This is a genomic window from Scytonema hofmannii PCC 7110, assembly GCF_000346485.2.
In the GTDB taxonomy this organism is placed as follows: domain Bacteria; phylum Cyanobacteriota; class Cyanobacteriia; order Cyanobacteriales; family Nostocaceae; genus Scytonema; species Scytonema hofmannii.
Map to the genome: position 1 here is coordinate 11,444,077 of NZ_KQ976354.1, position 14,491 is coordinate 11,458,567.

At 39.0% G+C, this 14,491-nt stretch carries 15 protein-coding genes; 4 read left to right on the forward strand and 11 right to left on the reverse strand.

Annotated elements, in window-relative coordinates; all coding sequences use genetic code 11:
- Positions 1 to 25: 25 nt before the first annotated feature.
- From WA1_RS48210 to WA1_RS48225, 4 genes are all read right to left on the reverse strand, one after another.
- Complete coding sequence (locus tag WA1_RS48210) at positions 26 to 484, reverse strand: tetratricopeptide repeat protein (RefSeq protein ID WP_017742444.1); 459 nt, start codon at positions 482 to 484, stop codon at positions 26 to 28.
- A gap of 37 nt (positions 485 to 521) precedes the next feature.
- Positions 522 to 1,124, reverse strand: a complete 603-nt coding sequence (locus WA1_RS48215) for a hypothetical protein (protein ID WP_017742443.1) — start codon at positions 1,122 to 1,124, stop codon at positions 522 to 524.
- Between the two features lie 122 nt (positions 1,125 to 1,246).
- On the reverse strand, positions 1,247 to 2,173 hold the full coding sequence (locus tag WA1_RS48220; RefSeq protein WP_017742442.1) for a homogentisate phytyltransferase: 927 nt from the start codon (positions 2,171 to 2,173) through the stop codon (positions 1,247 to 1,249).
- A gap of 45 nt (positions 2,174 to 2,218) precedes the next feature.
- Entirely contained in the window at positions 2,219 to 3,061 is an 843-nt protein-coding gene (locus WA1_RS48225) for a methyltransferase domain-containing protein (protein WP_017742441.1), read from the reverse strand.
- A 145-nt stretch (positions 3,062 to 3,206) separates the two neighbouring features.
- On the opposite strand from WA1_RS48225, the gene WA1_RS48230 reads away from it, so the two are divergent.
- Together WA1_RS48230 and WA1_RS48235 are read left to right on the forward strand one after the other, a co-directional pair.
- Entirely contained in the window at positions 3,207 to 4,541 is a 1,335-nt protein-coding gene (locus WA1_RS48230; RefSeq protein WP_017742440.1) for a TrkH family potassium uptake protein, read from the forward strand.
- 184 nt (positions 4,542 to 4,725) lie between these two features.
- Positions 4,726 to 5,421 (forward strand): potassium channel family protein, encoded by a 696-nt coding sequence (locus tag WA1_RS48235; protein ID WP_017742439.1) that lies wholly within the window; start codon positions 4,726 to 4,728, stop codon positions 5,419 to 5,421.
- 73 nt (positions 5,422 to 5,494) lie between these two features.
- On the opposite strand, the gene WA1_RS48240 is transcribed toward WA1_RS48235, so the two are convergent.
- Positions 5,495 to 6,613, reverse strand: coding sequence for a tetratricopeptide repeat protein (locus WA1_RS48240; RefSeq protein WP_017742438.1), 1,119 nt, complete (start codon positions 6,611 to 6,613; stop codon positions 5,495 to 5,497).
- 122 nt (positions 6,614 to 6,735) lie between these two features.
- Complete coding sequence (gene queA, locus WA1_RS48245) at positions 6,736 to 7,968, reverse strand: tRNA preQ1(34) S-adenosylmethionine ribosyltransferase-isomerase QueA (protein ID WP_017742437.1); 1,233 nt, start codon at positions 7,966 to 7,968, stop codon at positions 6,736 to 6,738.
- Between the two features lie 195 nt (positions 7,969 to 8,163).
- Between queA and WA1_RS48250 the strand changes: the two genes are divergently transcribed.
- Positions 8,164 to 8,553 (forward strand): hypothetical protein, encoded by a 390-nt coding sequence (locus WA1_RS48250; protein ID WP_017742436.1) that lies wholly within the window; start codon positions 8,164 to 8,166, stop codon positions 8,551 to 8,553.
- A gap of 206 nt (positions 8,554 to 8,759) precedes the next feature.
- Here WA1_RS48250 and WA1_RS48255 read toward each other — a convergent pair whose 3' ends face one another.
- A complete protein-coding gene (locus WA1_RS48255; RefSeq protein WP_017742435.1) occupies positions 8,760 to 9,275 on the reverse strand; it encodes a YraN family protein in 516 nt (171 codons plus the stop codon).
- Between the two features lie 15 nt (positions 9,276 to 9,290).
- Here WA1_RS48255 and WA1_RS48260 point away from each other — a divergent pair, with 15 nt between their 5' ends.
- Complete coding sequence (locus tag WA1_RS48260; RefSeq protein ID WP_017742434.1) at positions 9,291 to 9,806, forward strand: pentapeptide repeat-containing protein; 516 nt, start codon at positions 9,291 to 9,293, stop codon at positions 9,804 to 9,806.
- Positions 9,807 to 10,012: 206 nt separating this feature from the next.
- On the opposite strand, the gene WA1_RS48265 is transcribed toward WA1_RS48260, so the two are convergent.
- From WA1_RS48265 to WA1_RS48280, 4 genes are all read right to left on the reverse strand, one after another.
- Positions 10,013 to 11,242 carry a glycosyltransferase gene (locus tag WA1_RS48265; RefSeq protein ID WP_017742433.1) on the reverse strand — a complete coding sequence of 410 codons (1,230 nt, stop codon included), beginning with the start codon at positions 11,240 to 11,242 and terminating at the stop codon, positions 10,013 to 10,015.
- Between the two features lie 391 nt (positions 11,243 to 11,633).
- Complete coding sequence (locus WA1_RS48270; RefSeq protein WP_017742432.1) at positions 11,634 to 12,518, reverse strand: hypothetical protein; 885 nt, start codon at positions 12,516 to 12,518, stop codon at positions 11,634 to 11,636.
- 7 nt (positions 12,519 to 12,525) lie between these two features.
- On the reverse strand, positions 12,526 to 13,857 hold the full coding sequence (locus tag WA1_RS48275; protein WP_017742431.1) for an AAA family ATPase: 1,332 nt from the start codon (positions 13,855 to 13,857) through the stop codon (positions 12,526 to 12,528).
- A 205-nt stretch (positions 13,858 to 14,062) separates the two neighbouring features.
- Positions 14,063 to 14,464, reverse strand: coding sequence for a hypothetical protein (locus WA1_RS48280; RefSeq protein ID WP_017742430.1), 402 nt, complete (start codon positions 14,462 to 14,464; stop codon positions 14,063 to 14,065).
- Positions 14,465 to 14,491 lie beyond the last annotated feature (27 nt).

Here is a 14,491-nt window from a genome sequence, read left to right on the forward strand (position 1 = left end):
GTTTGTCCGCGTCCATCTGCGGTTATTATTTCTTGAGTTTTTCAAGAACACGATTGACTTCTTCTAATTTTTGCGATTGACGCTGTGCTTGGAGTAAGTCTCTTGCTTGTTGCAGTGTAGTAATTGCTGACTCTTTTCTTTCTAGTCGCATCAAAGCATTGGACAGACGCAAATAAGCATCGACTTTTTTTGGTGCGCGGTTAATGACATCTTGAAATTGTTGGGTTGCTTCTTCTACTTTACCTTGCTGCATTAAAGTATCGCCTAAAAGCAGGTGAACGACATCATTTGTTGAATTTATAGCAATGACTTGGCGAAAAGCTGCTTCTGCATTTTTGTAATCCTCTTGCTGGTAAAGCGTCACTCCTTTCTGGAAAAGGTTGGAAGTAATTAAAGTTTTCCAAGAAAAATAACCGAGAAGTGCAAGACTAGAAACAACGACAACTACAGCAAAGACAGAACTAGGTTGAAAAGTATCAAACATTATCTTATTCCTAAAGGAAAAATACGCTTTCTTAAAACTAACTTTCTTCCAATCCCAAGCTGAGAATTCCTAAAATTTTACTAACTTGGTTCAAAAAATATTCATTTAAATCAATTTCTATGGTTGTTTCTTTTAACTGCATAAACTTCCAACTACTTCCAGTCGTGACAGCACCAAGTATTTGAGAAACCTGTTTGCCTTTTTTCTGGTTAAAAATCTGAGATGCAATCATTTCTGCCATACACTGTCCTAAACCCGATTCAATATTCTCGTTTTTGGCTTCTACTACTGTAATAACTGGTGATGTAATCACTAATTGTTCCGGAGAACGACTGATAAGAAAATCACAAAAACCATTTAAACCTTTTTCTACATCAACAGTAAAATCTTTACCTGAAAATAAACTTACTTTTTGAGGGTATAGTCGCTTTAATTCTAATAAAATTGGCGCAATAATCATTTCTGAACGTGATTTTTCTGAATTAATTGCTAAGGCTATTGGTGTATTGAAGCGAAGAGTTTCAGCTAAGTAGTCGCTGTAACTAACATCTGGAACATCTTCAAATTTACCGACTTTTTCTACTAAAGTAATCTTAAAAGTTTCTCGAATGGATTCAATATCAAACTGGCTGTAAGGCATAGTCTTATCCTTTTATTTTAAAAATAAGTAGAAAGACATCATTATCAAATGTAAAATAGACCGCTTCAGAAACCCGGTTTCTCCAAGAAACCGGGTTTCTAGATTTTGGTCACTGGTCACTGTTATACTGCTAAAAGGCAAGCAATGGGAAAAATTAAATATTCCACGAAAAACAGCTTCCAAATAAACTGATAAAATCGAGCAATATCGCTTTTCTCCTGCAAGTTAACTTTTTGACTACGCCACCACGTCCAAACTAAAGCAACTAATTGTGTCAGAATTAGGAATATCGAGTTCACTTCTGCTAGCTTAAACAAACCTACCAAAATCATTCCCGTATAACAAAGAGTTAACACCCAAAGGGCAAGCTGAAAAACTGTTTGTTTTCCAAGTTTGATGGTGAAAGTTTTAATGTTGTACAGAAGGTCTCCTTCAATATCGGGAATGTCTTTAAAGATTGCGATCGCAAAAGCAAAAACCAAAATAAACATTGTCAAAACCCAAACTTTAGAAGGAATAAACTGATTTCTTTGAAAAACCCAACTAAAGTGCAAAAACAGCCCTAAGTTCACTATTGCCCCACGTACCGAAAAAATGCAAAGGGCAGCCCAAAATGGAAATTGCTTTAAACGGATTGGTGGTAAAGAGTAAGCAGTACCAATTACTAAACTAACAGCCACGACCCCAAACAAAAATAGTCCTTGCACACCAGCCAAAAACAGTGCCAAAATACCAGTTATGCCGACAATCCACTTGCCTGTTTGCATGGAAAATTCTCCAGCAGCAATAGGCAAATGGGGCTTATTAATCTTATCAATTGCCACATCTTCGAGTTGATTCAAGCCCACAATATAAACATTGCCACACAGACAAGCAATCCATGTTCCGATCAGGGGGAGTGGGGAGTAGTGAGTGGTGAGTGGGGAAATTGCGATGAGATATAAACCTAAAACACTTAAACTTGTACCAATAATCGTGTGAGGACGTGAAAACTTCCAAAAACTGTAAAGCCAGCTGTCCTTAAACCTTCGTTGCGAAATCTGATTCATAAACCTCCTCTCTCTGTGTCCTCCTTAGCCCAAGAGTGCAGTTCGTTATTTCGTTCCACACAATAACCCAAATCGAACTAACCCACGTTCGTAACCCCGGCGCATTAAACCTAAAGACAGTGCAGCTTGGATTGTAGTCCAACCCGAAAGTAGCAAACCCCAAATTGCCTTTGGCGAAAACGCCGAATCAATCACCACATCCCAAAATGGCGCAACAGCCTTTGACCAATCAGCAGTACGAATATTTTGCAAACCGAGTTGACGGGCAATAGTCTCATACTCTGGTAAAGAAATGACATAGGGCAAGCAGTAAACTCGATAAATTTCTGCCAAATGGTTTTCCTCGTCTACTGTGAGTGGTGAATTGTCAATAGGTCGATGACACCAAGTCACCATAATTAACATTCCACCAGGTTTTAGTACCCGATAGCACTCCTGTATAAACTTAGTTTTATCAGGCATGTGCTCGCCGCTTTCCAATGCCCAAACCAAATCAAAGGAATTGTCACCAAAAGGCATTGCTTGAGCATCTGCGACTTGAAAATGAGCCTGAGACCCCAAATTGAATTCTTGGGCGCGTTGTGTTGCTCTTGCTGCTTGCACAGGGCTTAAAGTGACTCCCGTAGCTTGAGCGTGGAATTTTTCTGCTAAATGTAGCGAACTTCCACCAATTCCACAACCTACATCTAGTATATTTTCAGCTTTTTGAACTCCAGCCCACTTCAGTAGTTCTTCAATTAAGTCAATTTGTGCTTGACGGCGATCTTTTTTCACCCTGCCATCTGCACCATAGTAGCCGTGGTGCATATGTTCTCCCCATATTTGTTCCCACAACCCAGAGGAAGCATCGTAAAACTGCTGAATTTGCTGGTAAAGTGTTGCACTCATGAAAAAAAGCTGTGATAAGACAAAAATTTAGACACATTCGTAGGCTACCATGTGTGTTTTTATTTAAATTAGAGTAATGTGTTTTTACATCTAGGTATGAGTGACTGAAGAAGTCTACGTATAATGTTTTAAATTTTACCTTTATATGACTGTTTCTCAAAAAGTTTGCTTAGGATTTCTAGCAGTCATCACTGTGGGGACTATCCTGCTGATGATGCCTTTTTCTACAAGCAGTGCTACTTGGAATGACCCAATTGTAGCCTTATTCACCTCAACTTCAGCAGTTTGTGTTACGGGTTTGGGAGTTGTTGATACGGGTACTTATTTCTCTTTTTGGGGTCAATTATTTATTGCGCTGTTAGTTCAGATTGGTGGTTTGGGCTACATGACAACCACGACCTTTCTGATTTTGTTAATTGGTCGTAGATTTGACTTGCGACAAAAAATTGCCATTCAACAAACTTTAGATAGACCAGGAATGCAGGGTAGCGCCCAAATTATTCGCTCCATCATTGCGACTACCTTGATTTTTGAAATCACTGGCATATTTTTGTTACTACCTGCTTTTGTTCCAGATTTTGGATGGTCGCGAGGGCTTTGGATAGCTATCTTTCACAGTATTAATGGTTGGAACAATGCTGGTTTTAGTTTATTTTCAGATAACTTAATCAAATATCAGTCATCCTTTTTAGTAGTGTGCGTAATGACTGGATTGCTAATTTTTGGTGGCATTGGTTATCAAGTAATTTTAGATACATACATTTGGTTGCGCGAGACTCTACAGAAACGACAATTAAAACTGGTGTTTTCCTTAGATTTTAAAGTTGCAACTAGCACAACTGTCATTCTGTTAATTTTGGGAACAATTGCATTTTTCTTGGTAGAGTTAAAAAATCCAGCAACATTAGGCTCTCATAATCTTCGTGAAAAAATTTTATTAGCCTGGTTTCAATCAGCTACAACTCGAACGGCTGGGTTTAATACCATTGATATAGGAAAAATGACAACGGCTGGGCTATTTATTACTATTGCATTGATGTTTATTGGTGCAAGCCCAGGTGGAACAGGAGGTGGCATAAAAACAACAACTTTGAGAGTGCTTACAAGTTGTACAAAAGCAATTCTTCAAGGCAAAGAAGAAGTATTACTGTATGAACGCAAGATAGCAGTTCCTTTAATTTTAAAGGCTGTTGGAGTTTTGATAGGTTCAGTGACTACTGTCATTATAGCTACAATACTTATTGCTATCACAGATCCAGAATTATCATTCATTCAACTTTTGTTTGAAGTTGTATCAGCTTTTGCCACTGTAGGACTTTCTACTGGAATTACAGGAAGCGTGTCTGCATCTGCAAAGTTGATACTTATAGTAGTTATGTATATAGGAAGAGTCGGTGTTTTGCTGTTTATGTCAGCAATACTTGGAGATCCACGCCCCACAAATATTCACTATCCTGAAGAAAACTTGCTTGTAGGGTAGTTAGCCGTAAAAAGAAAGCCGAAAAGAACGTACAAATAACTCATTAAATGAGTGATAAGATCTATGTAATTGAAAAAAAATAAAGTCTTCAACAAGTCGGTAGAAGTAAGTTTTTCTCTATGAAAATCTTGATAAAGCCGAATTTTTTTGATAGAAAAAGTCATGGTTTATAAGGATTAAAACGGTGAATTTGTCATCATTGGGTTTTTTTCGCAGTCTGCGTAAAGATAATAGTCAGTTTGCTGTTATAGGGTTAGGTCGTTTTGGGCGTTCCGTCTGTTCAACCTTACATAAGTTTGGTTATGAAGTACTCGCTACGGACATAGATGAAAAACGGGTATCCCAAGCATTAACGGAGCAAATAACCAGTCATGCTTTGCAACTAGATTCAACAGAGTCAGCTGCACTCAAAGAAGCAGGAATTTTTGAATTTGATACGGTTATTGTGGCAATTGGAAATTACGTTCAGGAAAGTATAGTCACAACGTTAAATGTCAAAGAAGGTGGTGTACCCCATATTGTGGCAAAAGCTTCTAGTGAAGTTCACTGCAAACTCTTACATAAAGTAGGAGCAGATCACGTTGTCTTTCCTGAGTATGAAGCGGGTTGTGCTTTAGCAAGAACTCTGACTAAGCCTTCTATCTTGGATCGATTTGACCTCGACCCAGATAACAGTATTGTAGAAGTGATTGTACCCGATGAATTTCACGGCAAAACTATTGCCGATTTGCAACTTCGCAACCGCTATGGGTTGAATTTGCTAGCGGTAAGTCAGGATGGAAAATTTCAAATCAACCCTGACCCTTACAAGCGTTTTGAACGCGGTTCGGCGATGGTTGTTATTGGTTGCAACAAAGATATCAATAAATTGCCAATTTAGAGGGAATGGGCATTGGGCATTGGGTATTGAATATTAATCGTGTTTCTATTCCCCATTCCCCATTCCCTATTCCCTATTCCCCAATGTTACTTTCACTATTGCTTTGCGATTCAGTAGGGTTTTCTGATGGAGTGGGTGTCTGTTGTTCGGGTATCACTACACTGCTTGTGGGAGTTTGAGTGGGCGAAGTATTTTGGGTTTGACCAACCTGAGTTTTTTTGTACGCTGCTAGCTGGACAATTTGCTGCATCAATTGCTCGACTTTACTTGCCTGCGCTATGTTACCCTGTTTGCGGTAGCGATCGCGAGCATATTTCAAAGCTCCATTGGCTTTCTTATAGTCGCCCTGATTGTACCAAGTGACTCCAAGGTTATAGTAAGCTTCAGCATCGTTGGGAATTCGGCGAATGGCTTGCTGATACACAGCGATCGCTTCTAGTGCTTGCCCTTGGTTCACCATTAACCCCGCCATGTTATTATAAGCATCAGCATTTTCAGGATTGATTTCTACAACTTTGCGATAAGCTGCGATCGCTTCATTTGTTTGTCCTTTTTGTTCTAAGGCTCTAGCTAAGTTAGAGTAAACGTTAGTATTTGTGCTATCTAAATTAATGGCTTGTTGGTATAGAGCAATGGCTTCATCAACCTGTCCGAGTTCATACACTGCCAGCCCCTGATTGTAGTAAGCAGCTGCCATTGTTGGGTTGATAACTATAGCTTGACGATAAGCAGTAATCGCCGCCTCTTTCTGTCCTTGTTTGTGCAGCGCCAATCCGATGTTGTAGTAAGCTTCGCCAAGATTGGGATTAATTCTAATTGCCTCACTGAATTCTTGCACTGCTGCATCCAAGCGATTTTGCTGCAACATGATACTCCCTAAGTAATTGTAAGCAGCAGCCAAATTTGGATCGCGCTGTAAGGCTTGGCGGAAAGCATTTTCTGCCGACTGAAAGTCTTTATAGTTGTAGCGCATAACTCCTTGTTGGAACAAGCTTGCTGCTTCAAGATTTTGAGAAGGAACAAAAGTTTCAGCAAGTAGCTTGCTTTGTGCAGTCACCATCAATGATGGCGTGACTACCAAAAAAGCAGCGAGAGCAAAGAGAAGTCCGAAAGTTTGCTTCTGGCGATTTTGATGAAGAACTCCTTTAAAGAAACTGAGAAACCACTGACACACTTGATATTTTTGAGACATGACTGGCAGACCTGCATTTATTGCTATAGGCTCATAAGTCAGGTTACCCAGAACAAAATTTAAAATTAACTTGTTGGAGGTTAGTTGTTAGTTGTTAGTTGTTTTACCCTACTCCCTACTCCCTACTCCCTACTCCCTTGTGGCAAAATTAACATAGCGTCCCCAAAAGAAAAAAAGCGATAACGAGAGGCGACAGCTTCCTGATAAACACTCAACAATCTTTGGCGACCAATTAAAGCACTCACCAACATTAACAAACTCGAACGCGGCAAGTGAAAGTTAGTAATCAAGCCATTAACAACGCGCCATTTATAGCCGGGATAAATAAATATGTCCGTCTTACCACAAAATGGTTTGAGTTCTCCTTGAGATGCTGCTCCTTCGAGTGCTCGTACTACTGTTGTACCGACAGCAATAATCCGACCACCAGATGCTTGAGTCAGGCGAATTTTTTCTACTGTTGCGGAAGGCACTTCAATCCATTCTTCATGCATTTTGTGGGTTTTTATATCTTCCACGTCTACAGGACGAAATGTTCCCACTCCTACATGCAGCGTCACAAAAGCTCGATCGATACCGCGCTGTTGCAAGCGATCTAATAATTCTGGAGTAAAATGTAGGCCTGCTGTAGGAGCTGCAACTGCTCCCGGATGCTCTGCGTATACTGTTTGATACTGTTCGCTCTTGGCATCAGAAGCCGTAATGTAAGGTGGTAGAGGAACTTCACCAAATACTTCTAACAATTGCACTAGGGATATTCCCTCTGGCAAATCAAATTGTAACAGACGCCCTCCAGTTGCTTCGTCTGTTTCTAGAACTGTAGCTGTGAGTTGAGGACTAGGAACTGAGGACTGGGGACTGGAGACTTGGGAAAAATCTTTGTTATTCCCAATGCCCAATCCCCAATGCCCAATCCCCAATGCCCGATCTCCCCCCAATCTTGGTTCAAAAACAATTTTTGCTCCAGGTTTAAAACGCTTTCCCGGTTTAACTAGAGCTAACCAGCAATTATGCTGTCGCTCTTCTAACAGCAAAACCTCTATTTCTGCACCCGTTTGTTTATAACCGTATAACCGCGCAGGAATGACTCGTGTATTATTCATTATGAGTAAATCCCCGGATTGCAGTAAATCGGGCAAATCGCGGAAAATATAGTGTAGGGTAGCTGCTTCCAATCCTGCATTTGGATTGACCACTAGCAACCTAGAATTATCTCTCGGTACGACAGGATTTTGGGCAATAAGTTCTTGAGGTAATTCATAATCGTAACCCGCCAAACAAGTGTCTAATTCCGTGTCTTCCTTATTAGCGTTAGATACAGAGTCGTAATTGTTTCTAGTTGATGGTTCCTGCATTTATAATTCACATCTCTCTAAAATTTTTAGTTGTTTTGACTGAGAATTCACTGGTTACTGGTCACTGGTCACTGGTTACTGATAAAAATTGGGTAAACCTCCCCATGGAAAAACGGGGGCTTCTACCCTAGCAAGGAATGGGGTCGATCTAACAATAATAGAAATGTAGGGTTAGCTTTGATCCCAAGCACCAAGATGGAATACTTGTATTACCTGGCCAATGCCAGTTTAACTCTGAGGGTTGTTCAATTCTTGCATGGCAGACCCCAGATTCCCGTTTCATTCCTCACCGTAATTCATCAAATTGATGGTTGGGTGGTTAGGATCAAACTAAAGGGTCGCATTTCAGCTCAAATTGATGGTGATTTTCGAGCTTTCTTAAATGAACTAGGTATTAGTTACGAGCCACCAATGCGAGTGCAAATGGCACTTTGGAGTTTGGAAGCAGGACAATGTCCTGTTGATGTGATGCGCCGCTATCAAGTAGCGATCGTTTCTCACGGGAATCCAGAGAAAGAGGAAATTGAGGCATTTCGACAGCAATTTGTCAGAGGTTTGGGCTATTGTCCAGAAACACTGGCGTGATAGCTTTAGTTTGTAATCCTGCCAAATTCTACCATTTTGGATTTTGGATTTTGGATTTTGGATTGAGTCAGCCGTGCTTAGACTTAATCTCAACCAACTACCTGTCGCATTCTTTTTTCAATCTGGTATTGTTTGATTGGTTGTTAGTAACTGATAGCAGGTAATTGATGATTTTAGAGTTTTTGTTTGTTATTCTTTACCTGCTATCAACTGCTTGGACAATCAAAAGCTGCTGGAATGTATTCATATAGTATTAATTTATACGGGTTCCCTAAAAAACGGCTCCGAGCTTCTTGGGCATTTTTAACTACATATGACTCTTGTGATATCTGTTGATAACCAACAATAGCAACATCAAATCGGCAAGAGTAGTTTGCTTTTTCAGGATATTGAGCCAAAAACATAAGAGATGTACGCCAAAGTTTTGCTTGTTTTTGTTGCGTTATAGCACCCCTTCCTCCTGCATCCCAATTCCCTTGACTGCGCGTTTTCACTTCGACAAATGCCAGAAGAGGAGATGAGAGAGATGAGGGAGGATTTTTTTTCTGATTCCCCGTATCTTGTCCTTTTTCGCCAAATTGGGCAATAATATCAACTTCTCCCCTACGGTAACGCCATCGGCGATGCAAGATCGTCCAGCCTTGGGTTTCTAACCAATTAACGACTAGGTCTTCTCCTGCGATACCTATACGGGGATAATGAGATGGAGGATGGTTTGCCATTAGTAAAAAATTACGATGACTAGGTTAAGCAATCGGATTTGGGCAAGGATAGTCTGTTTACTGCTTTGGGCAGTAGTATTTCTTACAGCCCCTGTAAGTTGTGCGGGATTTGCGCCACAAGCATTGGCACTTGACTACAACAAAGAAAGCTTGGTAGAGCAGGATTTTTCAGGACGTGACCTCACAGATTCCAGCTTTTCTCATGCCAATCTCCGTTACAGCAATTTGAGTCACACTAATTTAAACGGTGTTAGTTTTTTTGCTGCTAATCTCGAATCGGCAAATTTAGAGGGTGCAGATCTCACAAATGCGACTTTAGACTCAGCCCGCTTGATCAAAACGAATTTGACTAATGCAGTTCTGAATGGTGCTTTTGCTGCCAATGCCAAATTTGATGGTGCTATTATAGACGGAGCAGATTTTACTGATGTGCTGCTACGTAAAGATGAGCAACAAAAATTGTGTAAGGTAGCTAAAGGTACTAATTCAACCACAGGACGCAACACTCGCGACACTTTATTCTGTCGTTAATGTAAAGCGAAAGTTTTTTAACATTAGTAAAATATGTTACTCCTAGATCAAATTATGATTTCTTATACTAAGGTAGCAAAAGAAACTAACCTATGGAGCAGATGTAGAGACGCGTTTTGACATTAAGGGATTTCCAAGAAATAAATTATCCGGTGATTGTGGGGCGGGCGTCCTCGCCCGCTTATCCTAGCTGTTTTATATGTATCTCAAAGCAAAGAAGGAAGTTGAAACTCAATTTGCTGCTGGATGAGGCGAACTATGTTAGCGCGATCGTATTTCTTAATAGCAGTCGCACGAGCACCACTACCCAAGCGATCGCACAAATCGTAATTCCGCAAAAGTTCCAAACAAGCTGCGGCAAAATCGTTGGGATTGTCTCGCATCAAAAATTCTTGTCCGTCTTTGAATTCCAATCCTTCGGAACCCACACGAGTCGCAACTATTGGTTTGCCATAGGCAGCCGCTTCAACCATTTTGACGCGTGTTCCCCCTCCTGATAAAATAGGGCAACAAACAACTCGCGATCGCTGATAAAGTTCTGACAAATTATTGACAAATCCGGCAAATTCAACACCAGGTATGCCTTTGTCATAACTGGGAATATTTTCTGGATACGGTCCTGCAATAATCAATCGGGCGTTGGGCATAGCTTTATGAATTTGAACCCATACTTTCTCAATTAAAAAGTTGGCGGCGTTGATATTGGGATAGTAGTTGTAACCGCCTAACATCAACAGGGTAGGTTCTAAAGTGATTGTTTGTGACTTGGGAATTGCGATCGCGTTGGATATCGTGACGACACCAGGCAATCCCCAACGTTCTGTTAGGTAAGTGCGATCGCGTTCCGAGCAAACAAAAGTGCGACGTGCTAACTGAATAGCTTGTAATTCCCCACGCAAACGCGCAGGTACTTGTAAATAATAGAGTTGTGTAACCAGACGCGTCGGTGGCTGTCGAATTTGCCGCATGAAACTGATATGTTCAATATCATCTAAGTCGAGAAAAATAGGTGGTAAATCTTGCTGCACCTGCATAACCGCACTCATGGATGAAAGCCGATGCACAAAAATTGCATCTGGTTTTCGACTCAAGCATTTTTCAAGTGCTTGCATTTGTCGCGACGTTATGAAGAAATCTGACTGTTGGAAAAAGCTAAAAATGCCTCCCCATTGCTGCTTCCATTTTGGAAGCGAATCGTCTTCCTCCTTAGGACATAAAAAGAGATTAAGCGGTGTTTGCCAATGTTGAGAAAACGAGCGTTCTGTTTGGGCGATCGCTTCTGGAGAAAGGTCAGTTTCCGGTGGTACAAAGAATAGCATATCCAGTTGACCGAGCGCCTTGATTGCATCGATAAACATTGACATCCGTTTGTAGATACCCAAAGTACTCTTGCTCAAATCTTCAGGAAAGTGAATGGATATAAATAGGATTCGCATTTCTTACCTCTTTGATTGGGATTGACTTTTCATAGATTAAAAAACTTTGTTGATGACAAATATTTTCTCATCTTAGAACGGGTGGGGTAGACAAACGAAGTCTTTGCTTGCGATAAGCTGGGTACAGCTTGCGCTTCGCGAACGCAACGAGAACCTTGCTTTGCATATGACATAGGTGCTAGCCCATCAGTGAGCTAGATTAATATTTTAATAGAGAATTTATACTAGCCAATTTTTATAGTAATGCAGCCCAACTTACAAACATTATGCTTTGAAAAGGTTACTTAGAATCTGCCTATTTTTTAAAAATTAGTCATTTTTTATATTTCAAATCTAATAAACGACAAAAATCTATCTTTGGGTAGATGCTAAGAAAAATGTTCGAGCTTTATTACATACTTATACGAGAAATTAACTGTTGAAATAGACTTTCTTGAGCTAGTTGTTCTACATCAATACATCCTAATAAAGCTCCTGCCAAAATCTCTGAATTATATGAATTTCTTATTTCTTTTCTTAAATAGGGTCTAATATACCATAATAAAACGTCATTGAAGTCATGACCGCGCATTTTATATCTTAAATCTACTACCTTTTTAGCTGATAATTCCTCAAATGTATTTATAAATAAACCTTTTTGTGTAATTTGTCTATTTTTATTTAAATATTTTATAATAAATTTTTCTCTATCAAATAAAATCTCATTTGCATTTCTGTTACAGCAATCCTCAAACTTCTCTAACCACTCCATTTTTAACTCAAGTGCTTCATTAGTAGCTCTAATGAGATATAAATTTTCTAAAACTTTCGAGACTTGATAAAGTACATCTCTAGCTTTCACGTGATTTAACCGCAATGATAAACGTAAAAATTTATCTATAGTAATTTCATTAAAAAGATACATTTCTAGACAAGAATAATCCGTGAATAATAGTAAATCACAAATATACTCAATATCAAATAGCCAATCAAAATCTTTATCTGCAACACAGGTAAGATGTGGTGGAATTTTTGGGAGCATATTTTGTAAATATAAAGCAAGGGCAATAACACGTCCTCGCTTGCTATCATTTAATTCAAGCTCAAAGAGTTTTTGAGCAGAAATATCGACAGTATCAATTTCATAAACAGCAAAGCCTTCTTGTCCTTTTTGTTCTAGAAACCATTCTAACAAAAGCTTATCTGTCTTACCTTCAACATATATATCTCGTAGTTCTGGCTCAAGTTCATATCTCGCAACTAGCTCGTCAACTGAGCGTCTTATCTCATTCCCCATCTTTATCTTACTTACCAATATTAGCCAACTTGACAACGTTAGTTTTGTATTGAGACAATAACTCAATTGAGTGAGTAGCCACTATAAACTGAATCTGGCTATCTTTTGTCAGTTCTAGTAAAGCACGAATCAGTTGACGCTGCCATTTTATGTTGAGCGATATTTCCGGCTCATCAATAATAAATATGGTTGCGCGATCGCGTGCAGTCAATGTATTACAAAATAGAAGCAGTAATTGTTTTTCTCCTGAAGAAAGCATTTCAGAAGATAACTCTTCTCCTGTATCTGTTACAATTCTCATTCCATCTTTAATATGCAATGTTAGATGCTTATCATGTAAAAATTTATTTATTGTGTTCTCAAATAAACTCAATAAATCTTTCGTCTTTTGAAGGGCATTAAAACGAGCTGCTATACTATCAAGATAAGGCTTTAATATATTGCGTATAATAGAATCATTGATTTGAGTGTTTACTTGTAATATTTGAACAATTTTTTGAGTCATTAAAGGTGACATTAAACCAAAATGAGAAAATTCCTTGCTGCGACTTTCATAGGACCTAAGTTCATTAATCAAAATATCCATAGACTGTGGTGATTGTGGAAAATCATCATATACCTTGTCAGCATCATGAAAAATTTGTGCAATAATATCTTCATAAATACTATGAATATTTTCTACTCCTTGGTTTGCTCCTTTCAATGCTTGCTCGCGTATCCAGTCCTCAGTTCGAGCAATAGAGAGTTTGAGTGCAGTTTCTCTAGTGATGTTAGTTCGATCTTCAAAAAAAGGATTGATGAAAAGAAACTTCTTCATAGAATTTGGCTGATAATCTCTAGTTTCTTCTTCAAAAAAATCGCTTTTTAAGCGCCTATCATCATCTAACAGAAACAAGTTTAGCTGAAGCTTAGTTAAATGTTGATAAAATTCATAATCTTGAGTTTTTCTGTTCTCAGCTTCAATTTGAACGATCTCTTGAAAAAGATAACTTCCTTGTAAAATTTGAATTTGAAATGTGCCAAGTAAATTACTATCTGTACGAGTGGCAATAATACTTGTTCCATTAGCAAGCACCACTGAAAATCTAGAAAAAGGAGTTTGTGCTAAAAACAAGTGGTGATCGCATTTTTGTTTTGGTGAAAGAAGATGAAATAAGAGCTTGAGAATAGTTGTTTTTCCAGAACCATTATCTCCATAAAGGATAATAAAAGACGAATCTAGCTGGGAACTATTATCTTTCCTTGTTAAAATATATGTGTATCTACCAAAGAGCCGTTCTACCTCAATGCGAACGACAGAAAGAGGAGGACTAGCCGTATTTATATCGGTGATATGCATAAATTCGTCTCTTGCCTGAATTGTGAAGGATAGGTAGAGTAGATACAAAATTGTAGATACAACTTATCTCTCAAGAGTTTGTTAACTCTATAACTAGCTTAGATAAAGTAAACAGAAATATTTATAAAAATTGAGTAAGATATTCACAGTTGCTCCCAAGATTGCTTAGAAGTTGTCAAGTAAATGAAATTTTAGAAACAAAATCTTACGGTAAAGGGACATAACGTCTGCGCCAGCGAAGAATAGCGACTGCTTGAGCTTTGCGAAGCATAAAGCAGTCAGCCTCCGTTCGCAGTGCTGTTAATTCTGCTCGTTCAGCATCAGAAAGTATATTATCTTGATTGTGCTCCAACAAAACATTGTACCGCTCCATTTCTGCTGGAGTTTTTCGGCTGTGAGCAATTTTCCACAATACCTCATCTTCCATTCTGTCCAGCGCCGCTAAGTCAACCTGAAACTCATTAGGTACGTTATCCCAATCTGGTGGACTACCCACTCTTATTGCATGAAGTATAATATCCTCTAAGGGACGCTTGGTAGCATTAGCAGTATTTACGAGTCGTTGATACAGTGGTGCCGGAATTTGTAAAGTAACAGTTTCTGTCATAGTACTCAAATGCTCTTCAACTATATT